This is a genomic window from Pseudoxanthomonas sp. SE1, from assembly GCF_029542205.1.
Lineage (GTDB): Bacteria > Pseudomonadota > Gammaproteobacteria > Xanthomonadales > Xanthomonadaceae > Pseudoxanthomonas_A.
Map to the genome: position 1 here is coordinate 3,634,107 of NZ_CP113783.1, position 25,144 is coordinate 3,659,250.

Here is a 25,144-nt window from a genome sequence, read left to right on the forward strand (position 1 = left end):
CGCTCACCGCGTCGCCGCTGGCCGCATCAGCATCAACATGCGCCGGCGTCCGCGCCGCACCAGTCCCACACCGCGTGCGAACCAATGCTCGCCACGCGTGACCAGCCCGGCGGCCAGTAGTTCCCGGCGCACTTCCTTGCCGGCCCGGTGCATCGCATCCAGATCGCCGCTGAGTCCGGCCGCGCCGAAGGTGGGCTTGTGCCAATAGGCGAGGACCTGGTTGAGCTTGACGCAGCGATAGCCGGAGAAGCCGATCTGCGCCCAGAGCAGGAAATCCTCCACCCGTCGGAAGCGCTCGTTGAAGCGGAACGGCAGGTCGCGACGCAGGACCACCGAGGCCGTGGGGAACGGATTGTTGAGCAGCAGCCGGCGGCGCCCGATCACCCGTGCCCGCACGGTGCCGCGCAGCGGCTCCGGCGCGGCACCGCGGGGAGCGACCTTCATGCGGTGCGCGATCAGCGCGATGCGGGGATCGCGCTCGAGTTCGGCCATCTGCCAGGCAAGCTTGTCCGGGGCCCAGGTATCGTCGGCATCGAGGAAGGCGATGTACGGCTGCACCGCCTGCCGCCAGCCGAGATTGCGCGCGCGCGAGGGTCCGCCGTTCGGCGACGACGCGATCACTTTCACCCAACCTTCGGGATAGTCGGCCGCCACGCGGTGCAGGGCGTCGAGTGTGTCGTCGCCACTGGCATCGTCCACCAGCAGCACTTCTGCCGGGCGCCGTGCCTGGGCTGCCACCGACGCCACCGCATCGCCGATGGTGTCGCCGCAGCGGTAGCACGGCACCACCACGCTCACCGGCGCGGTCGCACCGGCGCTGGAGTCGGACTGGATGTGGTCGTTCATGCCTGGGCCCATGGTGCGCATTGGAAGATGTCCGCTGCCCGACGCGCGTAAGCGGTGCGTGAAACGCCCGGCCGCCGTTCGCCTGCGAGCAAGGCGGGCAATGCGTCGCTGAACGGGTTGTCGGTATCCGCTGCCGTGACCCGCAACGATGCATGCAGGCCTATGTCGTCGGCGAAGTCGCGGCATTTGGGGTGATAGTCGATGATCATGAACGGGACGTCCTGCAGGTAGGCCACGATCGCCCCGTGCAGGCGCGCGCTCACCACCACATCACATGCTGCCAGGGCCCCGACGGTGCGCAGCGGATCCTGGCTCGCATACGCATGCCATTCCGCCGGTACGCCCTCGCTGCGCAGCCGCTCCACCAGGCGCTGCGCGAGCGCGCGATCGCCATGTCGGGGATGTTCGTTCAGGCTGAACACGTCGACGATGACATCGCGGAAGCGTCGCAGCCCTGCCAGGGTGGCGATCAGGTGTTCTTCCCAGCGCCGCCGCAAGGGCGCCGCGTACTCGCCATGCTCCGGGTACCGACAGGGCGCCACGCCGATGCGCACCGGCGCACCCGCCGCCTTCTCGGGCTCGTCGTCGTCCATCGAAGATCCGACGGGCGGCAGCAGTGCGGCCAGATCGCATCCCGCATGGGTGATCGCATCCAGCCCCATCTTCTTCGCGAGACGATGCGAGCGCTCGTCGCGCACCGACAGGTAGCGGAAGCGCTGCAGGAATCCGGCGACCGAATCCTCGTCGCGCGCGCTCTCGAACGGTCCGATCGACACACCCACCGCCGCAAGCTGCACGCCTCGCTCCACCGCCGACAGCATCATCGGTTTACGGAACGATTCGCGCGCTGTGATCACCGAGCCCCCGCCCATCACCAGCACATCGCAGTCGTGGAGTCCCCGCGCGAAGCTGAGCCACCGGCTGGCCTTGCCGACCAGGCCCGTGCCGCCGTACCAGTTCGCCGGATAGCGCCGCGGCACGGTGCTGCGCGCGGGCGCCGCCGCCAGTGGCGGCCCCACCACCCTCGGTACCGCATGCCAGTACGCCCGCGCCGCGCGCGCGCAGAGCACGCCGAACAGGTCGTCGCCGAAGTTGCGCATGCCGTAGTAGCCCGTGAAGGCCGTGCGCAGCGACGTCATGGCACACCCCGCAGCACGGCGGCGCGCCGCGCACCGTGGTACATCGCCAGCAGCAGCAGGACTTCCGCCCCCAGCGTGGCGAACGCCGCGCCCATGGCGCCGTGCGCGGGGATCAGCAGCAGATTGAGCAGCGCCGCTGCAATGGCGGCCGCCAGCATCGCGCCCACGCGGTAGGCCATCTGGCCTTCTGTCAGCAGGACGGCACCGACGGCGGTGGACACGAAGCGCACCGGCACGCATACCGCCAGCAACATCAGCAGCGGCTGCAGCCCCGCATAGCGTTCGCCGAACACGCGGACCGCCTCACCCGACACCGCCGCCAGCACTGCCCCGACCAGCAGGCCGCTCGCGAGCATGCCGACGCAGCCTGCGCGGTATACCTGCCGGAAGCGCGCGCGATCGTGCACCGCCCATCGGTGCAGGCGCGCAAGCAGGAACTTCTGGTACACCGTGGCGGGGAACAGGTAGATCGCCGTCATCACCGCCAGCGCGATGCCGAAAACGCCGGCCTCCGCGTCGCCGCGCAGGTACTTCAGCAATACCGTACCGATCTGGAAGAACACCGGATACAGCACCGCGGCCACGCCATACGGCCACGCCAGACGGAAGAGCGCCCGCGCGTCGGGCGGTGCGATATCGCGCGCCAGCGTGGCATCGCGCGGACCGTGGCCCTTCAACGACCATTCGCAGCGATGCATCGCCTGCCATTGCGGCAGCGCCAGTGCCCACGCGACGATCGCCAGCATGGCGTGGCCCCAGGCGACGGCATGGATCGACATCGACAGTCCCGCCACGGCAAGCAACGCGATCGCCAACCGGCCCGCCGGCATCAGCAGTTGCCAGCCGGCGAGTGCGGCATGCCGCTCCTCCAGGCGCAGCTTGCTGCCGATCTGCTCGACCGCCAGCAGGCCGAGGATGAAGGGCGCAAGGACCAGCAGCATGTGGCGCGTCTGCGCGTCCACCGGCGGCCCGGCGAGGGCCCACGCCACGATGCCGCCCACCGCCAATGCGCTTGTGACGGCAATGAAGCGCGTCGATGCGGGCTGCCAACGTTCGGCGGACCAGCCCTCGGCGCCGTGCGCCTTCAACCGGAACTGGGAGAGGCCGAAGCCCGCCAGGGGCGCGATCAGACTGACCGTCGCCAGCGATGACGCGAACAGGCCGTACTGCGCCGGGCCGAAGTGACGCGCAAGCAGCACCTGGGCGAAGAACACCATCGCCGCGCCTCCCGCCGTCGCCAACGACAGCACGGACAGCGCAGCGAGCGCCGGACGCCACGGCACGGGCAAGGCCAGGCTCATGCGGCCGCCGCAAGCGGCTGCGGCAGCAGCTCGTCGTAGACCTCGCACGTCCGGCGGATCACCGCGCGTTCGTCGAAATCGGCCAGTGCCTTCTCCCGCGCACGCGCGCCCAGCTGGTGCAGCAGCGTGCGATCGTCGTCCAACCGCGCCAGCACCTGCGCCAGAGACTCCGCGCTGCGCGGCAGCACGTGCAGCCCGTCATGGCCATCGCGCGTCACCACTTCACGGCAGCCGGGCAGGTTGGTGGTGACCAGCGCAACGCTGCAGGCGGCGGCTTCGATCAGGCTCTTCGGCACGCCCTCGCGGTAGTAGCTGGGCAGGGCCATCACGTGCACGCCGCGGAGCAGCGCGGGCATGTCGTCCACATGGCCAAGCCAGGTCACCAGCCCCTGCGCCTGCCACTCTTCGACTTCGGCGCGCGTGACCGAGCCCGGATTGCCCTCGTCCGGCATGCCGGCCAGCAGGAACCGTACGTCGCGACCTTCCGCACGCAGGCGCGCGGAGGCCTCGGCGTACTCGCACACGCCCTTTTCCTTCAGGAGACGGGCCGCCAGCAACACCCGCAGCGCACCGTCGCCGGCCTGGCGACCTTCCGTGTTGAAGCGTGCGATGTCGACGCCGGAACTCCGGATCAGGCGGATGTGCTGCGGCGGCGCCAGGCGCAGGGAATGGAAGGCCTGCGCATCGTCGGGGTTCTGCAGGATCACGCGCGACCGTTCGCTGCCCAGGGCCACGCGCATCAACGCCGACACCACCGGCCGAAGCACGCGCGCCTTCATTCCGTCGCTGGCGAAGACGTAGCCGAGCCCCGTCACCGCATTGACATACGCGGGCACGTTCGCTGCGCGCGCGGCGAGTGCGCCATACACGGCGCACTTGAGCGTGAAGCTGTGCAGCAGATCGGGGCGCTCCTCTCGCAGCAGCGCGACAAGGCCCGCCAGCGTTCCCGCCTCGCGCAGCGGATTCAGGCTGGCGCGCTGCATGCGCAGCGGCACCCAGCGCACGCCGTGCTGCGCGAAGCGTGGACCGAATTCGCCCGGCGGGGAAACCATCACCACGTCCACCCCGCGGGCCTGCAATGCGCGCGCCGTGGACAGACGGAAGTTGTAGAGGTACCAGTCGGTGTTGGCGAACAGGACGAATTTCAAGACGGGCTCCGCGCGGGTCGATCTCCGGATTCTAGGAAACGCCTCCCCGAAACCCATTGACGCACTCACCACAACACACCCGCACACGTGAACACGAAAACGGAAGAGGCGGCTTGCCGCCGCCTCTTTATCCGCTCTTCACCCGCCGATCACTTTGCGTACTGGTTCGTCGTCACGCGGATGTCGGTGGCCGTGGACACTTTCGCGATATGCGCCCCATTGCCCTTGTTGCCACCCACCAGTCCCGTCAACGCGACCAATGGGTTCTCCACCGTGTTCACGCCATGCAGGCGCGTGTGGTTGTTCCGGAACACGTTGCCGCTCACCTGGTAGTTGTAGGTGCCCGAACCCAGCATCATGCCGACAAGATGGTTGTGCCGGATCGTGTTGAGCGCCACGTACCCGCTCTCCGGCCCGATGGTCAGGATGCCGTGCCCACCGTTGTACTCGATAGTGCAGCGCTTGACGGTCACGCCCTTGACGCGCTTGTAGAGCAGCAGGCCATTGCCGGCGTTGCCGCGGATCAGGCAGTTCTCGATGTGCACCGTCGAGGTGGTGCGGGCGTCGTTGGAGTCCGGCTCCACATCGATGCCGCACTCGGGCGCGATGCCCCGCGTATCGCTGAACTCGCTGTCGTACACCTTCACGTTGTTGGCGCAACCGATCGTCAGGCCCTGGCGGCGATTGCCGGTGCTCACGATGTTGGCGATCACCACGTCATTGCACGGAATGGTCGGCGCGTTGGTCACCATGGCTCCGCCGATGGAGACGCCGTCGCCCCAGCACCGCGAGATGTGCATGTCGCGCAAGGTCACGCGGGACGATCCACGGATCATGATGCCGTGGCCCCACTCGCCGGTGGTGCCCAGGTGGTTGTCGCGGTCGCCGATGATGCGACCGCCGGAGATCTCGACGTTGCTGACCTTGTAGGCCATCAGCACGTAGGCGCGTTCCTGGTCGTTGCGCTTCGCCCGCAGCACGGCGCCGTCCGCCAGCTGCAGGTGCATGTTGCTGCGCAGGCGCACGTTGCGGGTCGGATCGATCACGTAGTCGCCGGCCGGCACGTGGATCGTGCCACCGGTCGAGGGCAGCGCATCGATGGCGGCCTGGAACGAGGTGGTGTCGTCGCGCGCGCCGTCGCCGGCCGCGCCCCAGTCCCGCACACTCAGCGTCGCCGTACCGCGTGCACGCGCCGGCGGGTCGTAGACCGCTGTCGCCGACATCGAGAGCGCTGGCATGTTGCCCGCCATGACGGCGCCGAGCGCGCGCGGGATGCCGCAGGCCACGCCGATGGCGGGCAACGCGACGAGCATCGACTTGCGCAGGAAATCGCGCCGAGGCATCCCAGCCTCGCGCACGTCGTGCACGAGAACATTCTTCTTCACAAACGTTACCCCTCGCGGGCAGGTGCCCGTCGGAAAAATTGCCATGTGAGCGTCGCGTGCGACCCGCGACGAGGGCGACTATAGCGACGGATACGCAACCACCGGTTAACGTGTCGGCGTATCTGTGAACCCCTTCAAACACTTCCCGCATGCACAGGCTTTTCACGCGAACGCCGTCACGCATCTTCACGCGCGCGATCGTGGTTGAGTCCGCTTCTCCAGCGCGGATGAGTCCGCTTGTGCGAAGCGGATGCGTCCGCTTGCGGCGACGGATGCGTCCGCTTCGTACATGCGCTAGCGCCCCTGCGCCCGGAACAGGTCATTCGAACCGGTTGTTCCGTTCCACGCGAACGCGCGTCGCGGACTTCGCCACGTCGACGTGCATCCATCCCTTCATCGCCTGCGGCCGCTGCTTGCGCAGGCCCGCGGCGTTGCCGGAAAAGCGGTTGCCCGCCACGGCGATGTCGTGCCCGCCACCCCGTACCACGATGCCGCGCAGGCCGTTGTCGGCGATGTCGTTGTCTTCGATCACGCACTGCTCGCCGCCGCGGATCAGCACGCCGTCGCCCCGGTTGCCGCGGATGACGCAACGGCGGACGGCGATGCGACGCCCACGTTCGTAGACCTGCAGGCCCGCCCCGTGGTTGCCGCGCAGCGTGCAGGCCTCGATGCCGATGTCCTCCGCGCCGTCGCCGGGGTCGGGCTCGATATCGATGCCGCAGCCCGGCAGCGTGCCGTGCGTGGCGAGGAAGTGGGACCGCAGGACGCGGACGCGGCGTGAGCGTCCGATCGTCAGGCCCTGCCGGCGGTTCCCCGCACAGACGACATCCTCGATGCGGATGTCCCGGCTGGGTACCACGCGCGCGCCGCTGATGCCGCCGATGGAGATGCCATCGCCCCAGCATCGGGTGATGTGGAGGTCGCGCAGCAGCACCTGTTCCGCACCCCGCACCATGATGCCGTGGCCCCACTCGCCGGCATTGGAACGGTGATGGTCGCGGTCGCCGACGATCCTGCCACCGCTGACCTGCACGTCATGCACGCCTTCGAGCAGGAGCACATACGCCCGGGGGGCCGCGTTCGCGCGCGCGATCAAGCGCGTGTCCGGCGCCATGGACAGGCGGGTACGCGAACGCAGGCGCAGGCTGCGTTCGGGATCGATCACGTAGTTGCCCGGCCCCAGCGCCAGCGTGCCGCCGGCGGGCAACGCATCGATAGCGGCCTGCAGGGCGCGCGTGTCGTCGCTAATCCCGTCGCCGCGCACGCCGAAGTCGCGCGCATCCAGGGTCCTTGCGCGGACTGCGGGCAGGACCGAGGCGAGCAGCAGGCCCGTCCCGGCGCCCATCATGCGGCGGCGGGACAGCCGCATCAGGCCGCCATCGATTCGCGACGCGGCGCCGTGGCGCTGCCCGCGGCCTGCGACGCATGCGCCATCAGCCACGGCAGCACCACGGCCAGCAGATAGAACTTCGATGCGTGGTACTTGTTGTCCAGGTGCCGGCGATTGCGCTCCAGCCATGACGGCGCGCCGGGCAGCAGGTCGCGGGCCTGGCCGGCGAAGGCATGCACCTGCTCGAACCGCCGCGCCGCCAGCGCGCAGACATCGAAGCGGAAGCTGCCCTTGCGCTGCACGTAGGGCAGGTTCCCGAAGCGCGCCGCGATATGCCGACGGATGAGGACCTTGTTGAGTCCGGTCTCCGGGTCCACCTTCTGCCTGCGCGGCACTTCGTGATGGATCCACTCGCGCAGCGCGCGATCGCAGAACGGATACGCGGCGCCGAGACCGGCGCCATGCGCCGTGTACAGGCCTTTGGCGAAGGCGCCGGCCGATCCGGCGATGGACATCGACATGTCGCGCCATTCCCATGCGCTGGTGGCGGAGGCGATTTCCTTCCTGAACAACGACAGCCGCCCCCGCGAATGCCGCGCGATGTCGCGACCGAACAGCGCATCCACCTCGGCATCGCTGAAGCGCGAACCGGGGAACACGCGCTCGATGGGTGTCATCTGCAGCGTGCCGAGCGCGAAACACAACGGGAAGCTGCCCGACACGCCGGGCAACCCGGTGGCGTCGAACGGCAGTCGCAGACCGCGCGCAAGGCGCACCGTCAGTTGCTGCTGCAGATCGACCGGCGTGCCGAAGTAGCTGTCGGCGCCCAGGCCGTCGATGACGCCATCGCCACCGCAGGACGCCACTTCGGTCGCCAGATCGGCATAGGACAGCAGGGCGAAATCCGCCGTCAGCAGCGGCATGCGTGCGGCGAGCGCCAGATAGCGGTCGTATGCGCGCGCGGCGTCGCATACCAGCACCTCATGGCGCAACCCGAGCCGGGTGGCGACCTGGCGCGCCGAATCCAGTTCGTTCTCCTCGCGTCCGCCGAGATACGTGATGCAGGCGGCGTCCGGGCGCGCTTCGGCCAGCGCGATGGCCAGCGTGGTGGAATCCTTGCCGCCGCTCTGCAACTGCCAGGGCGAGCGCATGCCGGCGCACGTGCGGGTGATCGCATCGCACAGCATGCGGTGGTAAACCGCGATCCAGTCCTGTGGCCGGTCCGCGACTTCCGGCACTTCGCCCGCATTGCGGAACTTGAAACGGAAGTCCGGCGCGGCGCGCATGTCCTGGTCCGCCGAGAACCCGAACGTCACCAGCTTGACGCCCTCGTAGATGGAATGCGGTGGATACACGAACGCATTGCGCAGCAGGTCGGCCACCGACACCGGATCGATCCTGTGGTACTCCGGGTGACGGTCCAGCACCGAGAAGTCCGGCGTGCCGTAGTACGGCGACATCGTGATCTGCATCGAAGCCGCCTCCCTACCGGCCCGCACCGGCGCGCGGCGCCGGGAGGTACTCGTAGTAGGTATAGGCGTACTCGCCCGCACCACGCTTCTCCACGCCGTTGAAGATGGCGCCCTTCACTTCCACCCCGTTCTGTTCCAGGCGCTGCTTGGCCAGTGCGATCTCGCGCTGCTGGTTCAGGCCGAAGCGCACGACCATCAGGCAGGTCCCCGCGTGATGGCCGATGACCGCCGCGTCCGTGACCGCCAGCACCGGCGGCGTATCGATCAGCACGATGTCGTACTCGCCCGAGACGCGCTTGAGCAGGTCGCTGAAATTCCCGTGCATCAGCAGTTCCGACGGGTTGGACGGAATCGCACCGCGGGAGATGAAGGACAGGTTCTCGGCGCCTGCGACACGGCGGACCGCATCGTCCAGCGGAATGCGGCCGGCGATGACATCGGACAGGCCGTTTTCCCAGCGCACGCCCACCGCGTCGTGCAGCGTGCCGCGGCGCATGTCGGCATCGATCAGCAGCACCCGCTGCCCGGTCTGGGCGATGGCCACCGCCAGGTTGGCGCAGATGAAGGTCTTGCCCACGCCCGGGCTGGGCGCCGAGATCATCAGCAGGTTGTTGCGGGTGCGCATCCGCGCGAAATGCAGGCTGGTCCGCAGCGAGCGCAACGCCTCCATCGCCAGGTCGGCCGGCGCATTCAGCGCCAGCAGCCGCGACCTGCCATCGCGGCGACGGTGGCCCATGCGCCGGGTCAGCGCCTGGCCCTTCTTGCTCAGCGGAATCGACGCGTACACCGGCAGGCCCAGCAACTCGATATCGACCGGGTCTTCCACGCCACGACGGAACATCTGCTGCAGCAGCACCACGACCACCATCACCACCAGGCCGAGCAGCGTGCCGACCGCCAGCACCGGCAGCGGCTTGGGCCAGGCGGGGCTGTTGAGGTTGACGGCGGCCGGATCGATCACGCGGGCGTTGCCCACGGCGCTGGCCTTGGCGATCTCCAGTTGCTGGGCCTGGTCCAGCAGGTTGGCGTAGGTCTGGTTGGTGACCTCGACGTCGCGGTTCAGGCGGAACAGCACCTGCTGCGTGTCCGGCAGGTCGTGGATCCGGCCCTGGAGGCGGTTGCGCTCACCCTGGAACCGGCTGATCTGGTCCTGCAGCGCGCGGTAGGTCGGATGGGCCGCCGTGTAGCGGTTCTCCACCTCCGTCATCTTGATGCGCAGCTGCTGGATGCTGGAGTCCAGCGCGATGGTCTGGTCGAGCAGCGCGCGGTTCTGCGTCTCCACGTCCAGCGTCTGGGTGCGCGTCTGGAAGGCGGTCAGCGCCGCCTGCGCCTTGGCCAGATCCTCGCGCACTTTCGGCAGCTGCTCGGTGACGAACTCCAGCCGGCTGGCCGCTTCGGCCGATGTCCTTGCGACGTTCTGGCGCACGTAGGCCCCGGTGACCTCATCCAGCACGCGACGCGCACGCTCGGGGTCGGCATGCGCGTAGGTCAGGCCGATCACGCCGGAGTTGCGACCCAGTTCGGTGGCCGTGATGTTCTCCTTGAGCGCCGCCATCACCGCCGACGGATCATGGCGCGTCACCTGGAACCGCATGCCCGGGTTGGCGCTGAGCCTGCGCACCTGCATCGCCACGCCCCCCGCGCTCACCGGTTCGCCGACGCGGCCGCGCGCAAGCACGGTTCCCTGCGCGGACAGCACGTAGGCGCCTTCGCGTCCTGCCGTCAGCTCCAGCGGCACGCCCATCAGGTGCGCCGGCACGTCGAGCCGGGTGATGTCGAGGACCTCGCCGCCCCACCCGTACTTCGACAGGCCGAACCAGGGCGCCGCCAGCTCGCCGGGGCTCGCCCGCTCATGGCGCCGGGCGAGGAAGTCGCCGACCGCCGGCAGATGCACCGCCTTCACGTCGACATCCAGGTCCATGTTCGAGATGGCTTCGCCGATCACCCGGCGCGAGGTCAGCAGCTGCACCTCGGTGGTACCGGGCGTGGGAACCGCGGGCGGCGCCTGCATGGCCGTGTTCTGGCTGATGCCGGGCGGGATCGCCGGGCGGCTCTCCACCTGGACCACCGCATTGGCTTCGTACTGGGGCGTGACCACCGCCAGGTAAGCGACGCTCGCCAGCACGAAGGCGGCCGTGCCGAAGAGGATGAACTTCTTCCTGGCCGCCAGCGTCGAGACCAGTGCCGGGATGTCGACGTCGTCGCCGCGCAGGGATGCCGCCGCCGGAACCGGCCCGTCCGGGCCGCGTCGCGTGATCAACTGCGTCGCCATGATTCACCTCGCTTGCATGTCGTGTCGTGGGCGCGCCGTCGTTCGCGGCGCGCGGATGGATGGGATACGGCCTTCATGACGCGGCCCGGGCGCCCAGCCGTTCGCCCAAGTCGGAACGGGCAGCGCGCGGCGCGCTAGCGGTGCGCAGGCCTGCCAGCGCGTCGAGCACCGGCGCACAGCGGTCGTCGCGGGGGATGTCCAGGTCCGGCACATCGCACAGCGATACGTAGACCGCATCGTCGCCCAGCAAAGCCAGCACGCGGCCGGCGATCGCCACGGGTGTCGTACCGATGGCGACGGCGTCGTCCCCGCCGCCGGTCTCTTCCTGCGCGAGCAGCACGGGCTTGCCCAGCAGACGGCGTGGCGGTGGCGCTCCCGCCCCCACCAGTACCAGGTGCGCGCGCTCGAGCAGATAGGCCCATGCAAGGAAATCGTCGACGTCCAGGGGATGCACGTTGGCGAACGTGTGCAGCGGATCGCCGCCTTCGCCGGGCGCCACCCCCACCCCGCCGACCCAGACGATGTCCACGTCGGGCCTGCGGCGCGCGACCATCGCCAGCGCGTCCGAGAAGGCGCCCTGTCCCGGCCCGCCGCCACGCGCGCTGACGGCCATCAGCAGCGGTGCATTGCCGCGCAGGAAGCCGAAGCCTGCGGCCAGCGAGCGCGCCAGGTCGGCGTCGCGACGGATCTGGCGCAGCGCGGTACGCAGCGCGTCATCCGCCACGTCCGCCTGCACGAGGATGCTCTCGCGCGGCACGCCTTCGCCCCTCAGGCGGCGGCCCGTCAGTTCGCTTGGCGCGACGTGCAGCGCGGCCAGCGACTGCACGATGCGCCGGCTCGCCTCGCTCGGCCAATGCTGCGTGCCGGAAGCCGGCGCATCGGCGTCCACGCAGACCAGCGGCACATCGCGTGCGTGCGCTGCCAGGCTCATCGCAAAGGTCATCGGTGCGTCGCCGGGAACCACGATCACGTCCGGATTCGTGTCGCCGATCAGTTGCTGCATCTCGGCCTGCGCATCGCCATAGGCGACCGGCCCAGCGCATTCCACGGACACGCTGGCCTGCGCTTCCAATCCGAACATCTGCAGCAGGTGCCCGGCACCACCGCCCTGCCCTTCCGCCAGGCAGACGGTTGCCTGGAAACGCGCATCATCAGCCAGGCGCCGTGCGATCGGCGCCACGCCGGCACCCTCGCACGACGCATTCACCAGGCAGAGCGCATGCAGGGGCGCATCGTCGCCTCGCACGATGCCGGACATCGTCGTGCGTCCTCCTGCCAGCGCTTCGAACGGGCGGGGGTCCAGCGGCCGCACCGATACCGGCGCATGATTCAGGTCGCCATCGTCCGGGACATCGCGATGGCCCCGACGCATGCCTCGCGCCGGTGCGCTACCGGACATCCGGCGCTGCACCACCTCCAGCATGCGCGGAAAGCCGACGACATAGGCCACGGCGGTGGCGATGAACACGAGGAAACTCAGCGGCTGCGCCACGTTGCGCAGCGCGTGGCCGAGCAGCGCCAGGGCCGCGCCCATCGAGACGATGATCCACAGCGACGCCTGTACCGACACACCGCGGTCGACCAGCAGGTGATGCACGTGCTGGCGGTCCGCCGCGAACGGCGAGCGTCCGCGCCGCATGCGGCGGTACATCACCGCCGCGGTGTCCATCAGCGGCAGGGCCACGCACCACAGCACCTCGACGGGCACCAGCCTGCCCACGCGCGGATGGCTCAGGTGGATCAGGCTCCAGCCCACCAGGAATCCGATCACCGTGCTGCCGGCGTCGCCCATGAAGATCTTGCGGCCGTCGGGCCAGCCCAGGTTGACGAACACGTACGGGATCAGCGACGCGAACAGGATCTGCAGCATCAGCGTCGTGCCCACGCCGGGCGCGCCGTCGTGCGCGAACAGGAGGATGGCCGCGATGGACACCATCGCCGTGGATGCAGCGAGGCCATCGATCCCGTCCATCATGTTGAACGCATTCATCAGCCCGATCACCGCGATGAGGGTGACCGGGATACCGAGCAAACCCAGCCGCAGGTCGAACACCGGGATGAGGCCGCCGACGTGGTCGAGGTAGAAGCCGGTACTGAGGATCACCAGTCCGACGATGGCGGCTTCCACCAGCAGGCGCGTACGCACGCTCAGGTGGCTGATGTCGTCGGCCACGCCGATCGCCACGATCAACGCGCTACCCATCATCAGGCTCATCACGAAGCGGTCGACGTAGCCCAGGTAGCCCAGGCCCACCAGCGTGCCCACGAAGAAGCAGATGCCGCCGATCACCGGGACCCGGCCCACGTGCTGCTTGCGGCCCGCGGGGCGATCCACCAGGCCGACCCGCCGGGCCCATGGCCTCATCGAGAATATGGTGAACAACGTGGCGGCGAGCGCGATGGCGCCCGCCGCGACGACCCTTGCATTCTCCATCTGTCACCCAGGGTTGCTGTGGCTGGAATGCCCCAAGGAACCCTGGTCCGTTCGGGATCCTGCGCGTCAACACGGGGCGCTGTTGAGTGACCCGAGGCTACGGACAGGAATTTGATGAGCGCATGAAATGGGCTGCGGCGCGTAACGGTCCAGTCAGGAAGATGGAGAGCAATCGCAGGCGCTCAGCCCGCCAGGCGGGGCTCCCGCGCGCACCATTCCGACACGCAGTGCTCGATCACCGCGAACGCGCGCTCGAAATCTTCCGGGGTCCCGCCGACAGGATCGTCGATCTCCTTCGAGATTCCCCAGCGCCCGAGCAGGTGCATGCGTGCTCGCGCGTCCGGCGCGAGCGCACGCAGCGCCTGGAGATGCCGTCGCTGCATGGCCAGTACGAGATCGTCAGGTCCGATGGACGCGGGATCGAACGGACGCGCAACCGGATCCAGCACGCGAAGGCCGTGCGCCTCAAGGACCGCGCCGGCACGCGCATCGATGGCGCGGCCAGGCTGGGCAGCCAGACCAGAGGCGAGGACCCGGCAGCGGCCCGCGGGCACCCTGGCATGGAACAGCGCCGCCGCGATCGGACTGCGGCACAGGTTGCCCATGCATACGACGTGTAAGGTAAACACCCGAGTGCCCATGCCATGTAGGGCCATCCAGCCTAGGGCACAGCCCGGCCCGGCGTGCGAATCCGGCGTGAGGCCGGTACACGCATGCCCCTGCCGGCAGCGCGCGCACCGGGCCGCCCGATTCAAACAAACGCTTAAAACGATAGAAACTTCGGCGAACTGGACAGCATCGCCGGCTTCAAGCAGACTGCCGCCCTTCCGCTGGAGGCGTCGATGGCGAAGCTGCTGGTCCTGCATGGCCCCAACCTCAACCTGCTCGGCACCCGCGAGCCGGAGGTCTATGGCCATGCGACGCTGGCGGACATCGATCTGGCGCTGACGGCGCAGGCCCAGGTCGCCGGGCATCAGCTTGCGACGTTCCAGTCCAATGCCGAGCACGCGCTGGTCGACCGCATCCAGGCGGCCCGCACCGATGGCACCGCCTTCATCCTGATCAACCCCGCCGCCTTCACCCACACCTCGGTCGCGATCCGCGACGCGCTGGCGGCGGTGGCCCTGCCCTTCATCGAAATCCACCTGTCCAACCCGCACACCCGCGAGCCGTTCCGCCACACCAGCTATGTCAGCGACAAGGCGGTCGGCGTGGTCTGCGGCTTCGGGGCGGACAGCTACCGCTATGCGCTGGATGCCGCCCTGCTGCGGCTGCCCGCCTGATTTTCCCTTTGTTCCGCGCGGAACAACGTTCAACCACGAGGCTCCCATGGATCTCCGCAAAATCAAGAAACTGATCGACCTGCTGGAAGAGTCGAACCTGGCCGAAATCGAGATCAAGGAGGGCGAAGAGTCCGTACGCCTGGCGCGTACGCCCAAGGGCGGCTACGCCGTGCCGGCACCGGCCCCCGCCGCCTATGCCGAACCGCGCCCCGCCGCGCCGATGCCGATGAGTTCGCCCACCGAAGCCTCCACCGGCGGCACGGCCAAGGCCGGCAACGCCCTGCCCGACGGCCACGTGGTGCGCGCACCGATGGTCGGCACGTTCTATGCCTCGCCGTCGCCGGACAAGCCTGCGTTCGTCGCCGTCGGCCAGTCGGTGAAGGCCGGCGAGACGCTGGCGATCATCGAAGCCATGAAGATGTTCAACCCCATCGAAGCCGACGTCTCCGGCACGGTGCTGTCGATCCTGGCCGAGAGCGGCCAGCCGATCGAGTTCGATCAGCCGCTGTTCGTGATCGGCTGAGGCCTGCCCCATGCTGGACAAGGTCGTTATCGCCAACCGGGGTGAGATCGCGCTGCGCATCCTGCGCGCCTGCCACACCCTCGGCATCCGCACGGTCGCGGTGCACTCCACCGTCGACCGCAACCTCAAGCACGTGGCCATGGCGGACGAATCCGTCTGCATCGGACCCGCCGCGTCCAAGGACAGCTACCTCAACATCCCGGCGATCATCGCCGCGGCCGAGGTGACCGACGCGCAGGCCATCCATCCCGGTTACGGCTTCCTGTCGGAGAACGCCGACTTCGCCGAGCGCGTGGAGCAGTCCGGTTTCATCTTCATCGGCCCCAAGGCCGACACCATCCGCATGATGGGCGACAAGGTGGAAGCCATCCGCGCCATGAAGGCGGCAGGCGTGCCGTGCGTACCCGGCAGTGGCGGGCCGCTGGGCGAAGACATCGTGGCCAACACCAAGATCGCGCGCGAGATCGGCTATCCGGTGATCATCAAGGCCGCGGGCGGTGGCGGCGGTCGTGGCATGCGCGTGGTGCATGTCGAGGGCGCGCTGAAGGCCGCCATCGAGACCACCAAGTCAGAAGCCAAGGCCGCGTTCGGCAACGGCGAGGTCTACATGGAGAAATTCCTGGAGAATCCGCGCCACGTGGAGATCCAGGTGCTGGCCGATGGCCAGGGCAACGCCATCCACCTGGGCGAGCGCGACTGCTCGATGCAGCGCCGCCACCAGAAGGTGGTGGAGGAAGCGCCCGCGCCCGGCATCACCGACGAACAGCGCGCGGAGATCGGCAAGGTCTGCGTGGAAGCCTGCCTGCGCATCGGCTACCGCGGCGCGGGTACGTTCGAGTTCCTGTACGAGGACGGCCGCTTCTACTTCATCGAGATGAACACCCGCATCCAGGTGGAGCATCCCGTCACCGAGCGCATCACCGGCATCGACCTGGTCTGCGAACAGCTGCGCATCGCGGCCGGGCAGAAACTGACCATCAAGCAGAGCGACATCGTGCTGCGCGGGCATGCGATCGAGTGCCGCATCAATGCGGAAGACCCGGACACCTTCATGCCGCACCCGGGCCTGATCCAGCACTTCCATCCGCCGGGCGGACCGGGCGTGCGCGTCGACACGCACATCTACGAAGGCTACCGCGTGCCGCCGAACTACGATTCGATGATCGCCAAGCTCATCGTGCACGGCCCGGACCGCGAAACCGCCATCGCCCGCATGCGCGTGGCGCTGAGCGAGATGGTGATCGACGGCATCAAGACGAATATCCCCCTGCAACAGCGCATCATGCGCGACCAGGGATTCCAGGCCGGCGGACAGAACATCCACTACCTGGAAAAGCGCCTGGCCGAGCGCAAGAGCAAGACGATCTCGCTGGTCTGAGGCACTGATGCATCGCCCCTCGCATCCGCGCGGGGCGGATGCATATGGCCGAAGACGGTTGCAGGACACCGTCGGCGACGGATGCCTTGCGTCCGCACAAAACAGAAAGGCCGGGATGGCGACATCCCGGCCTTTCATCGTCCGTGGCCATCGGTGGCCTGGGGCTCAGCGCTCCGCAGGCGCCCGCTGTGTGCCAGGCACCGTCCGCACGCCGAGTGGCGAGGACGGATCGGTGATCCGCACCAGTTCCGAAGAGCCGTCCGCCCATACCACCCGGATCGTGCTGCCTGGCGCCAGCGTGGAGAACGGTGTGCCGCTGCGTGCGCGATAGAGCGCGGCGACCTGGCTGGCACCGAGCCGGCGTGCATCGTCCGGCGCGTGGATCGTCATGTGGCCCACGCGCGTGAGGTCCCGGTACTCCGGATCGCGCGTCTCGATGACGATCGTGGCGGCAGCGGCCGCATAGGCCACCACCACCAGGCCCCAGACAAGGAGATTGGCTCCCGGCCGCGTGTGTTTGTATTTCATCCGTCAGCTCCCGCGTGGGACAACAACGTGCCCACCATCTCGTCAACATTGTCAGCACCCTGCCGCGGCACGCCTGCGTCGCGCGCGAAGGAAGTGAAATCCTGTGATTCATCCTGCGAGCAGACACCACCGTTCACGCAGTAGTTCGTCATCATCGAGCCGTCCGGGCTGCAATCCATGCCCAGTTCGCATGAGGCGATACGCCAGGCGATCTCGCTGAGTTCACTGCCCGATATCTCGCCCAGCGTGTCGCGTCGGCCGCTCGCGCTCGTCCCCATGACCGGGGCGATGGCGAAGAAGGCGAACGGATCCTCCGAATCGAGCACGCGCTGCACCAGTTCGCGCCGATAGTCGTCGTCGTCGTGCAATGGCTGCTCCATCGCCAGCAGCGCCGCCTCGGCTGCCAGGCTGCCCGCGCGTGCGGCCTGCTGGCGCTGGGTAAGGATCGTCGGCAACGACAATCCGTCCTGCGGCACGAAGCGTGCGCATCGTTGCTGCACGCGCTGGCGGGCGGCGAGCATCGCGCCACCGTTGGATAGGCCCAGCCTTGCGATGACGCGTGAATCCTGCGCGTAACCGACGGGATCGGCCGCAAATCCCGCGCAGTAGTCCTGTACCAGGCTCAGCAGCCACATGGCATCGGCATCGCCGGCGGCCGACAGCGCGAGCAACTCGCGCGAGTAGGCGAACAGATCGGTGCTGTCCTCGAACGCGCGCCGCAGCGGCGACAGCATGGGCGTCGAATGCACGACGGCAGGGTGCAGCGCAGCGGGGGCGGCAGACGGCAGAAGCGCCGTCGTCTCCTCCGGCGCCATAGCCGCGTCATCCATCGGGATCGCGAACGGCGCCAGCCCCGCCTGGCGCAGCGGTATCCACGCCAGCGCCCCCAGCAGGCCCACCAGCATCATCGGCAGTAGCAGCTTCCGGGGCACCCCCGCATTATCCCGGTGCGTCCGAAGCGGTTCAACGCAGGAACGCGACGTTCGGCGTACCCGCCATGCCTTCCGTCGCCTGCCTGAGCTCGGGTCTGCGCCTGAACGCGTGAGACAATACCCGCCCTCTCCGCTTCCCGCGCCCCCTGCCATGCCTTATCTGGAGCTCTCCCTGCGCTGCACCGAAACCGAGCAGCCGCGCTATGAGACCGCCCTCGAGGACATCGGCGCACTCTCGGTCACGCTGCTGGACGCGGATGCCGACACCGGCCATGAACGGGCCATCCTGGAGCCGGGCGTCGGCGAGACTCCCCTGTGGAAGTCGCTGGTGCTGACCGCATTGTTCGATGCGGATGCCGACGCGCTGACGCTGCTCGCCGCCCTGGAATCATTCGATCCCGGGCTGGACTGGACGCAGGTGGGCTTCCGCAAGGTCGAGGATGAGGACTGGGAACGCGCGTGGCTGGACCAGTTCAAGCCCATGCGCTTCGGCGCCCGTACCTTCATCGTGCCCTGGAACCACGAAGTGCCCGCGGAAGCCGGCGACGACGCCGCCATCGTGCGGCTCGATCCGGGGCTGGCGTTCGGATCCGGCACGCACCCCACTACGGCACTGTGCCTGCGTTGGCTCGACGGGCTCGCCGACGACGGTGCACTGGAGGGCCAGCGCGTGCTGGACTTCGGTTGCGGCTCCGGCATTCTCGCGCTCGCCGCATTGAAACTCGGCGCCGCGCAGGCCGTGGGCGTGGACAACGATCCGCAGGCGCTGCTGGCCAGCGCCGACAATGCGCAGCGCAACCAGGTGGATGCGAACTTCAACGTCTACCTGCCCGAGGACGAACCGGTGACGACCTATCCGGTGGTGGTGGCGAACATCCTGGCCTCGGCACTGGATGCACTGGCCGACATCCTCGCCGCGCGCGTCGCACCCGGTGGCCGCATCGCACTGTCGGGCATCCTCAAGGGACAGGAGGACGAGTTGCTGGCCCGCTACGCGACGTGGTTCGATGCCCTGGTGGCCACGCAGGACGGCGACTGGATGCGTATCGACGGCATCCGTCGCTGACACCGCCCTTCGTCGCGTCCACGGTCACAACACGCGCGCGGGTGTGCATGGTTGAATAGGGGCCATGTTCACGGCCTGCCCGCACTGCCAGTTCCTGGTCGCCCGCGACCCGCATGCCGATGCGGCGCCTGCAGACTGTCCACGCTGCGGCAGATCGTTGGCGACGGCGGATCAGCCCGCAACAGGCTCATCGCCCAGCCTTGCGACCTTTCTGAATCCTGCGCCGACGGGCGCGGATGCGTTGCCCGACGCGCGATCGGACGACACGCCCGCGACAACACCGGCGGCAGGGGAAGCGGCCGTTTCGCGAGACATCGCGCCTGACGCGCCTGACGTGGCGATACCCGCCGATGGCACGCCCGACATCACCGCGCACGCGGCAGATGCTGCATCGCCGGAAGACGCGACGCCGATCGATGACATCCCGGTCGATGCAATGCCAGAGGATGCAGCGCCTTCCACCATCGAGCCGGCACCCGTCATCACCGCCACGCCCACGCGCAAGGCAAAGGGTCCCCGGTTCCTGCAACGCACGCGCACCATGCCGGTGCATGCAGCCCGCGCACGCTGGCAATGGGTTGCCGTGGGTGCACTTGCAGCATTGCTGTGCGTGCAGGTCGTACTGGCCGATCGCGCCCGCCTCGCGACACAGGCGGGATGGCGACCGGTCGTGATGGTGCTGTGCGGCGTGTTCCGCTGTGACGTGCCGACATGGCACGAACCCGGTGCGTTCACCATGCTGAGTCGCGACGTGCGCCCGGTCATCGGCCAGGCGGGAACACTGCAGGTGCAGGCCACGTTCCGCAACGAGGCCCGCTGGGAACAGGGCTGGCCGGTGATCCTGCTGACGCTGAAGGATGCCGATGGCCGCACCCTGGGCGCGCGCGCGCTGGAGCCGCGCGACTATCTGCCGCAGGAGGAGGTGTCATCGTCCATCGGCCCCGGGCAGAGCGCCCAGATGGCCGTGCTTGTACGCGAGCCGAGCGCGAACGTCGTCGCATTCTCCTTCGACTTCCGTTAAGCGCGCCGGATTCATCAAAAAGCGGATGCGCGCGCCACGATCAGGCGCTAGACTCGTCCCCCCGCCGAATACCCGAAAGCAAAAGGCGGGCATCTGCGTCCGTTGCACCAGGGGATCCGATTGAACGCTGCCTCCACCCGTCAGGACACGCCACGCGCCACGTCGCGCCCGCCGCTGCGCGAACATGTCGCACTGTCCGTCCGCCGCTACCTGCGTGACCTGGATGGCTGCGACGCGGACGACGTCTATGAGATCGTGCTGCGCGAAATGGAGATCCCGCTGTTCGTGGAAGTATTGAACCATTGCGACGGCAACCAGAGCCGCGCGGCCGCCTTGCTGGGCATCCATCGCGCCACGCTGCGCAAGAAGCTCAAGGACTACGGACTGGCCTGACAGGCTGTCCGGCCGGGGCCGGGCGTGATGGTGCGGCGCGTTATAATTCGCGCCCCGATCCGTACCACCGTCCCCATGACCCTCGATTTCCAGCCCGTGCGCCGGGCGTTGCTGTCCGTTTCCGACAAGACCGGCCTGCTTGACCTGGCCCGTGCCCTCGCTGCCCGCAATGTCGAATTGCTGTCCACCGGCGGCACTGCCAGGACATTGCGTGACGCCGGCCTGTCCGTGCGCGATGTGGCCGAGGTCACCGGATTCCCGGAAATGATGGATGGCCGCGTCAAGACGCTGCACCCGATGGTCCATGGCGGCCTGCTGGGCCGTGCCGGCACCGACGACGCCGTGATGGCCGAGCATGGCATCGGTACGATCGACCTGCTGGTACTGAACCTGTATCCGTTCGAGTCGGTCACCGCGAAGGCGGACTGCACGCTGGCCGACGCGGTGGAAAACATCGACATCGGCGGCCCCGCCATGCTGCGTTCGGCGGCGAAGAACTTCGCCCGCGTGGCGGTGGCCACGGACCCGTCGCAGTACGACGGCATCGTGCGCGAGCTCGACGCGAATGACGGCGCCCTTTCCGCGCAGACGCGCTTCGCGCTGTCGGTGGCCGCGTTCAACCGCGTGGCCCAGTACGACGCCGCCATCAGCAACTACCTGTCCGCGGTCACCGACACCTCGGGCGACGTACCGGTGCGCGCGGCGTTCTCGGCGCAGGCCAACGGCAGCTTCGTCAAGGTCATGGACCTGCGCTACGGCGAGAACCCGCACCAGCAGGCCGCGTTCTACCGCGACCTGTATCCGGCGCCCGGTTCGCTGGCGACGTTCACGCAGCTGCAGGGCAAGGAGCTTAGCTACAACAACATCGCCGACAGCGATGCGGCATGGGAATGCGTGCGCCAGTTCGACGCGCCGGCCTGCGTGATCGTCAAGCACGCCAACCCCTGCGGCGTGGCAGTCGGCGTGGCCTGCGGCGATGCCTACGAACTCGCCTACGCCACCGACCCGACCAGCGCGTTCGGCGGCATCATCGCCTTCAACCGCACACTGGATGCCGCGACGGCCAAAGTGATCCTCGACCGCCAGTTCGTCGAGGTGCTGATCGCGCCGGACTACGAGCCCGCCGCGCTCGACTACGCGGCGAAGAAGGCCAATGTGCGCGTGCTGCGCATTCCGCTGGCGCCGGCATCGACCGGCTTCATCGATACCAAGCGCGTCGGCTCCGGCCTGCTGCTGCAGACCGCCGACGACCGCGTGGTGACGCGCGACGAGCTCAAGGTGGTCACGAAACTCGCGCCGACCGATGCGCAGTTCACCGACCTGCTGTTCGCGTGGAAGGTGGCGAAGTTCGTGAAATCCAACGCCATCGTCTACGCGAAGGACCACCGCACCATCGGCGTCGGTGCCGGCCAGATGAGCCGCGTGTACTCCGCGCGCATCGCCGGCATCAAGGCGGCCGACGCGAACCTAGTGGTCGAAGGTTCGGTGATGGCCAGCGATGCGTTCTTCCCGTTCCGCGACGGCATCGACGCCGCGGCGGCCGCCGGCATCAAGGCGGTGATCCAGCCCGGCGGTTCGATGCGCGACGGCGAGGTCATCACCGCGGCCGACGAGCACGGCATCGCGATGGTGTTTACCGGCGTGCGGCACTTCCGCCACTGAAGACAGCGCACGATGATGCCGCCCTGGCGGCCATCATCGGCTCGGCAACCTTCTCCGCTCGTTGACCAGCACGGAGCATCACCACGGCCATGAAAGTCCTTCGCGCCTTTGCCGCCACGCCCGCCACGGCGCTCGTCGTCCTCGCGCTTGCCGGCTGCGCAGACACGCAGGCGAGCCTGCAGGAGGCGCGCACGAAGGTCGCGGCCACGTTGCCCGCACCCTACTTCGAGGATCTGGTGACCGAATCGGTCGCCATCGAGGGCGATCGCCTGGTGCTGCTGGTCCGCAGTCCGAAGGGGAGCGCCGCCAGAACACGCGAAGCCCCCGGTTTCGACACGCTGAAGGAAAGCGAGCAGGTCGCACTGCGCGAGTTGTGCACGCAACCGGCGATCAAGCCGCTGGTCGACACCGATGCCATCCTGGTGCGACGTTTCGTCGACCGTCACGACGCCGTTTTCTTCGATGTCGAACTCCCCGCGCGCGCATGCGCGGCACCGCCGACGGATGCGCCGGCCCAACCATGAGGAATACCCCTTGAAAGTCCTGGTCATCGGTTCCGGCGGTCGCGAGCACGCGCTGGCGTGGAAGCTGGCGCAGTCGCCGCGCGTGGACGAGGTGATCGTGGCGCCCGGCAACGCCGGCACCGCGACCGAGGCCAAGTGCCGCAACGCGGCCATCAAGGTCACCGACATCGAAGGCCTGCTGGCGCTGGTGCAGGCAGAAGGCATCGGCCTGACCGTCGTCGGCCCCGAGGTGCCGCTGGTGGCGGGCGTGGTGGACCGGTTCCGCCTGGCCGGCCTGCGCATCTTCGGCCCCACCGCTGCCGCCGCGCAGCTGGAAGGCAGCAAGGCATTCGCGAAAGACTTCCTTGCACGCCATGGTATTCCGACCGCGTTCTATGCGGTGCACACCGAGGTGGAGGCGGCACTCGCGTATGTCCGCGAGAAGGGCGCGCCCATCGTCGTGAAAGCCGACGGCCTGGCGGCTGGCAAGGGCGTCATCGTGGCGATGACATTGCAGGAAGCGGAAGCGGCGGTGCGCGACATGCTGTCGGGCAACGCGTTCGGTGATGCCGGTGCGCGCGTGGTGATCGAGGAATTCCTGGAAGGTGAGGAGGCCAGCTTCATCTCGATGGTCGACGGCACCACCGCGCTACCCATGGCGACCAGCCAGGACCACAAGCGCGTCGGCGATGGCGACACCGGCCCCAACACGGGCGGCATGGGCGCCTATTCGCCCGCGCCGGTGGTCACGCCCGAGGTGCATGCGCGCGTGATGCGCGAGGTGGTGAATCCCACCGTGCAGGGCATGATCGCGGACGGCGTGCCGTTCACCGGCTTTCTCTACGCGGGCCTCATGATCGACGACCGCGGTGCGCCGAAGGTGATCGAGTTCAACGTGCGCTTCGGCGACCCCGAGACGCAGCCGGTGATGCTGCGTCTGCAATCCGATCTGGTGGACCTGGTCGAAGCCGCCATCGACGGCCGGCTCGACGTGACCGAGGCGCAGTGGGACCCGCGTCCGTCTCTCGGCGTGGTGATGGCCGCGTCGCCGTATCCGGACACGCCGCGGACCGGCGACGTGATCGCCGGACTGGACGAAGTCCCCGCGACGGCCAAGGTCTTCCATGCCGGGACGGCGCTGGATGCGGAAGGCCGCGTCGTCAGTGCAGGGGGGCGCGTGCTGTGCGTCGCGGCGCTCGGCGACTCGGTGTCCGACGCACAGCGCAACGCCTATGCCGGCGTGGACAAGGTGCGCTGGACGAACGAGTTCCACCGCTCCGACATCGGCTGGCGCGCGATCGCGCGCGAACGCGTGGGCGCCTGACCGGCTAACGCGCCTGCACGAAGCTCGCCGCGTACTCGCGCGGCGCGCTGCGCAGGTACTGCGGCGCGACCGCGATCCTTGCGCCCAGCGCCGCGGCGGCGTGCCATGGCCAGCGCGGGTCGTACAGGATGCCGCGTGCAAGCCCGATGGCATCTGCCCGGTCCTGCAGCAGGATCTCTTCGGCCTGTTTCGGCTCGGTGATCAGGCCTACCGCGATCACCGGCATCGCCACCTGCTGCTTGATCGCCGCCGCGAACGGCACCTGGTAACCCGGCTCAAGGGTGATCTTCTGCGCGGGATGCAGGCCGCCGCTGGAGACATGGATGAAGTGGCAACCGCGTGCGTCGAGCGCCTTCGCCAGCGCGATGCTCTGCGCCAGGTCCCAGCCGCCCTCCATCCAGTCGGTGGCGGAAATGCGGATGCCGACGGCCATCGTGCCGGGCACCGCCGCCTTGATCGCATCGAACACCTGCAGCACCAGGCGCATGCGGTTTTCCAGCGTGCCGCCATATGCATCCTCGCGCCGGTTGCTGAGCGGCGACAGGAACTGGTGCAGCAGATAGCCATGCGCGGCATGGATCTCGATCAGGTCCAGACCCAGCCGTACCGCACGCTGCGCACTGTCGGCGAACGCGGCGACGATGGCATCGATGCCCGCCTGGTCCAACGCCAGCGGCGGATGCTGGCCTTCGCTGTAGGCGAGCGGCGATGCGGACACCGTCTGCCAGCCATGCGGTGCATCCGGCGCGATCTGCGCACCATGGTCATCCCAGGGACGATGCGTGGACGCCTTTCGCCCGGCGTGCGCCAGCTGCACGCCGATCGGCATGGAGGAGTAGCGGCGCGTCGCTGCCAGCGCCCTGGCGAACGCGGCTTCGGTCGTGTCATCCCACAAGCCGAGGTCGGCCCAGCTGATGCGCCCACGCGGGTCGACCGCAGTCGCTTCGATGATCGCCAGCCCGGCACCGGACTGGGCCAGGTTCGGCCAATGGAAAGCATGCCAGTCGGTGGCACGGCCTTGTTCGGAGGAGTACTGGCACATCGGCGCGATGACGATGCGGTTGGCAAGCGACAGCGGCCCCAGATCGAGGGGCGAGAACAGGCGACTCATGGAGGAACAAACCGGACGACGTGGGGCCGCCACTATCCCCCCGCCTCCACCACCCTTCAACGCCACCGACGGAACACTGTCGGGCGCATCGGC

General features: G+C 68.5%; 22 protein-coding genes. 9 read left to right on the forward strand and 13 right to left on the reverse strand.

Features of this window, described 5'->3' with window-relative positions:
* Positions 1-3: 3 nt before the first annotated feature.
* The 10 genes from OY559_RS17230 to OY559_RS17275 all read right to left on the reverse strand — a co-directional run bounded on the left by OY559_RS17230 (position 4) and on the right by OY559_RS17275 (position 13,932).
* The gene (locus OY559_RS17230; RefSeq protein WP_277727511.1) at positions 4-846 is read right to left on the reverse strand and encodes a glycosyltransferase family 2 protein; all 843 of its coding nucleotides are present in this window, start codon (positions 844-846) and stop codon (positions 4-6) included.
* Entirely contained in the window at positions 843-1,985 is a 1,143-nt protein-coding gene (locus OY559_RS17235; RefSeq protein WP_277727512.1) for a polysaccharide pyruvyl transferase family protein, read from the reverse strand. The genes OY559_RS17230 and OY559_RS17235 overlap by 4 nt, the downstream gene beginning before the upstream one ends.
* Positions 1,982-3,286: a lipopolysaccharide biosynthesis protein gene (locus tag OY559_RS17240; protein ID WP_277727513.1), complete on the reverse strand. Its 1,305-nt coding sequence runs from the start codon at positions 3,284-3,286 to the stop codon at positions 1,982-1,984. The genes OY559_RS17235 and OY559_RS17240 overlap by 4 nt, the downstream gene beginning before the upstream one ends.
* Complete coding sequence (locus OY559_RS17245; protein WP_277727514.1) at positions 3,283-4,434, reverse strand: glycosyltransferase family 4 protein; 1,152 nt, start codon at positions 4,432-4,434, stop codon at positions 3,283-3,285. The genes OY559_RS17240 and OY559_RS17245 overlap by 4 nt, the downstream gene beginning before the upstream one ends.
* A 149-nt stretch (positions 4,435-4,583) precedes the next feature.
* The gene (locus OY559_RS17250; protein WP_277727515.1) at positions 4,584-5,819 is read right to left on the reverse strand and encodes a right-handed parallel beta-helix repeat-containing protein; all 1,236 of its coding nucleotides are present in this window, start codon (positions 5,817-5,819) and stop codon (positions 4,584-4,586) included.
* 319 nt (positions 5,820-6,138) lie between these two features.
* Positions 6,139-7,188, reverse strand: a complete 1,050-nt coding sequence (locus OY559_RS17255; protein ID WP_277727516.1) for a right-handed parallel beta-helix repeat-containing protein — start codon at positions 7,186-7,188, stop codon at positions 6,139-6,141.
* Positions 7,188-8,621, reverse strand: coding sequence for an asparagine synthase-related protein (locus OY559_RS17260; RefSeq protein ID WP_277727517.1), 1,434 nt, complete (start codon positions 8,619-8,621; stop codon positions 7,188-7,190). Before OY559_RS17260 ends, OY559_RS17255 begins: the two co-directional genes overlap by 1 nt.
* A gap of 13 nt (positions 8,622-8,634) precedes the next feature.
* The gene (locus tag OY559_RS17265; protein ID WP_277727518.1) at positions 8,635-10,893 is read right to left on the reverse strand and encodes a polysaccharide biosynthesis tyrosine autokinase; all 2,259 of its coding nucleotides are present in this window, start codon (positions 10,891-10,893) and stop codon (positions 8,635-8,637) included.
* A gap of 73 nt (positions 10,894-10,966) precedes the next feature.
* Complete coding sequence (locus OY559_RS17270; RefSeq protein WP_277727519.1) at positions 10,967-13,327, reverse strand: UDP-N-acetylglucosamine 2-epimerase; 2,361 nt, start codon at positions 13,325-13,327, stop codon at positions 10,967-10,969.
* Between the two features lie 182 nt (positions 13,328-13,509).
* Complete coding sequence (locus tag OY559_RS17275) at positions 13,510-13,932, reverse strand: arsenate reductase/protein-tyrosine-phosphatase family protein (protein ID WP_277727520.1); 423 nt, start codon at positions 13,930-13,932, stop codon at positions 13,510-13,512.
* Positions 13,933-14,169: 237 nt separating this feature from the next.
* On the opposite strand from OY559_RS17275, the gene aroQ reads away from it, so the two are divergent.
* From aroQ to accC, 3 genes are read left to right on the forward strand one after another with little or no spacing between them, the layout of a single operon-like run.
* Entirely contained in the window at positions 14,170-14,610 is a 441-nt protein-coding gene (gene aroQ / locus OY559_RS17280) for a type II 3-dehydroquinate dehydratase (RefSeq protein ID WP_277727521.1), read from the forward strand.
* A gap of 46 nt (positions 14,611-14,656) precedes the next feature.
* Positions 14,657-15,133: an acetyl-CoA carboxylase biotin carboxyl carrier protein gene (gene accB, locus OY559_RS17285; RefSeq protein WP_277727522.1), complete on the forward strand. Its 477-nt coding sequence runs from the start codon at positions 14,657-14,659 to the stop codon at positions 15,131-15,133.
* A 10-nt stretch (positions 15,134-15,143) separates the two neighbouring features.
* Positions 15,144-16,511 (forward strand): acetyl-CoA carboxylase biotin carboxylase subunit, encoded by a 1,368-nt coding sequence (accC, locus tag OY559_RS17290; RefSeq protein ID WP_277727523.1) that lies wholly within the window; start codon positions 15,144-15,146, stop codon positions 16,509-16,511.
* Positions 16,512-16,676: 165 nt separating this feature from the next.
* Here the strand turns inward: accC and OY559_RS17295 are convergent, their stop codons facing one another.
* Together OY559_RS17295 and OY559_RS17300 are read right to left on the reverse strand one after the other, a co-directional pair.
* A complete protein-coding gene (locus OY559_RS17295) occupies positions 16,677-17,039 on the reverse strand; it encodes a hypothetical protein (protein ID WP_142126174.1) in 363 nt (120 codons plus the stop codon).
* Positions 17,036-17,971 (reverse strand): hypothetical protein, encoded by a 936-nt coding sequence (locus tag OY559_RS17300; protein WP_277727525.1) that lies wholly within the window; start codon positions 17,969-17,971, stop codon positions 17,036-17,038. The genes OY559_RS17295 and OY559_RS17300 overlap by 4 nt, the downstream gene beginning before the upstream one ends.
* A gap of 151 nt (positions 17,972-18,122) precedes the next feature.
* Between OY559_RS17300 and prmA the strand changes: the two genes are divergently transcribed.
* From prmA to purD, 6 genes are all read left to right on the forward strand, one after another.
* Positions 18,123-19,037: a 50S ribosomal protein L11 methyltransferase gene (prmA, locus tag OY559_RS17305; RefSeq protein ID WP_277727526.1), complete on the forward strand. Its 915-nt coding sequence runs from the start codon at positions 18,123-18,125 to the stop codon at positions 19,035-19,037.
* 64 nt (positions 19,038-19,101) lie between these two features.
* Positions 19,102-20,058 (forward strand): DUF3426 domain-containing protein, encoded by a 957-nt coding sequence (locus OY559_RS17310; protein ID WP_277727527.1) that lies wholly within the window; start codon positions 19,102-19,104, stop codon positions 20,056-20,058.
* Positions 20,059-20,178: 120 nt separating this feature from the next.
* The gene (gene fis, locus OY559_RS17315; protein ID WP_277727528.1) at positions 20,179-20,451 is read left to right on the forward strand and encodes a DNA-binding transcriptional regulator Fis; all 273 of its coding nucleotides are present in this window, start codon (positions 20,179-20,181) and stop codon (positions 20,449-20,451) included.
* Between the two features lie 75 nt (positions 20,452-20,526).
* The gene (gene purH, locus OY559_RS17320) at positions 20,527-22,113 is read left to right on the forward strand and encodes a bifunctional phosphoribosylaminoimidazolecarboxamide formyltransferase/IMP cyclohydrolase (protein WP_277727529.1); all 1,587 of its coding nucleotides are present in this window, start codon (positions 20,527-20,529) and stop codon (positions 22,111-22,113) included.
* An 89-nt stretch (positions 22,114-22,202) separates the two neighbouring features.
* The gene (locus OY559_RS17325) at positions 22,203-22,637 is read left to right on the forward strand and encodes a hypothetical protein (RefSeq protein ID WP_277727530.1); all 435 of its coding nucleotides are present in this window, start codon (positions 22,203-22,205) and stop codon (positions 22,635-22,637) included.
* 10 nt (positions 22,638-22,647) lie between these two features.
* Positions 22,648-23,940 carry a phosphoribosylamine--glycine ligase gene (gene purD / locus OY559_RS17330; protein ID WP_277727531.1) on the forward strand — a complete coding sequence of 431 codons (1,293 nt, stop codon included), beginning with the start codon at positions 22,648-22,650 and terminating at the stop codon, positions 23,938-23,940.
* Positions 23,941-23,944: 4 nt separating this feature from the next.
* On the opposite strand, the gene OY559_RS17335 is transcribed toward purD, so the two are convergent.
* Positions 23,945-25,051: an NADH:flavin oxidoreductase/NADH oxidase gene (locus OY559_RS17335; RefSeq protein ID WP_277727532.1), complete on the reverse strand. Its 1,107-nt coding sequence runs from the start codon at positions 25,049-25,051 to the stop codon at positions 23,945-23,947.
* Positions 25,052-25,144 lie beyond the last annotated feature (93 nt).

Coding starts and splice junctions, on each gene's coding strand:
- OY559_RS17230 (WP_277727511.1), bottom strand. CDS start 846: ATGAACGACCACATCCAGTCCGACTCCAGCGCCGGTGCGACCGCGCCG.
- OY559_RS17235 (WP_277727512.1), bottom strand. CDS start 1,985: ATGACGTCGCTGCGCACGGCCTTCACGGGCTACTACGGCATGCGCAAC.
- OY559_RS17240 (WP_277727513.1), bottom strand. CDS start 3,286: ATGAGCCTGGCCTTGCCCGTGCCGTGGCGTCCGGCGCTCGCTGCGCTG.
- OY559_RS17255 (WP_277727516.1), bottom strand. CDS start 7,188: ATGCGGCTGTCCCGCCGCCGCATGATGGGCGCCGGGACGGGCCTGCTG.
- OY559_RS17260 (WP_277727517.1), bottom strand. CDS start 8,621: ATGCAGATCACGATGTCGCCGTACTACGGCACGCCGGACTTCTCGGTG.
- OY559_RS17265 (WP_277727518.1), bottom strand. CDS start 10,893: ATGGCGACGCAGTTGATCACGCGACGCGGCCCGGACGGGCCGGTTCCG.
- OY559_RS17270 (WP_277727519.1), bottom strand. CDS start 13,327: ATGGAGAATGCAAGGGTCGTCGCGGCGGGCGCCATCGCGCTCGCCGCC.
- OY559_RS17275 (WP_277727520.1), bottom strand. CDS start 13,932: ATGGGCAACCTGTGCCGCAGTCCGATCGCGGCGGCGCTGTTCCATGCC.
- aroQ (WP_277727521.1), top strand. CDS start 14,170: ATGGCGAAGCTGCTGGTCCTGCATGGCCCCAACCTCAACCTGCTCGGC.
- accB (WP_277727522.1), top strand. CDS start 14,657: ATGGATCTCCGCAAAATCAAGAAACTGATCGACCTGCTGGAAGAGTCG.
- accC (WP_277727523.1), top strand. CDS start 15,144: ATGCTGGACAAGGTCGTTATCGCCAACCGGGGTGAGATCGCGCTGCGC.
- OY559_RS17295 (WP_142126174.1), bottom strand. CDS start 17,039: ATGAAATACAAACACACGCGGCCGGGAGCCAATCTCCTTGTCTGGGGC.
- prmA (WP_277727526.1), top strand. CDS start 18,123: ATGCCTTATCTGGAGCTCTCCCTGCGCTGCACCGAAACCGAGCAGCCG.
- OY559_RS17310 (WP_277727527.1), top strand. CDS start 19,102: ATGTTCACGGCCTGCCCGCACTGCCAGTTCCTGGTCGCCCGCGACCCG.
- purH (WP_277727529.1), top strand. CDS start 20,527: ATGACCCTCGATTTCCAGCCCGTGCGCCGGGCGTTGCTGTCCGTTTCC.
- OY559_RS17325 (WP_277727530.1), top strand. CDS start 22,203: ATGAAAGTCCTTCGCGCCTTTGCCGCCACGCCCGCCACGGCGCTCGTC.
- OY559_RS17335 (WP_277727532.1), bottom strand. CDS start 25,051: ATGAGTCGCCTGTTCTCGCCCCTCGATCTGGGGCCGCTGTCGCTTGCC.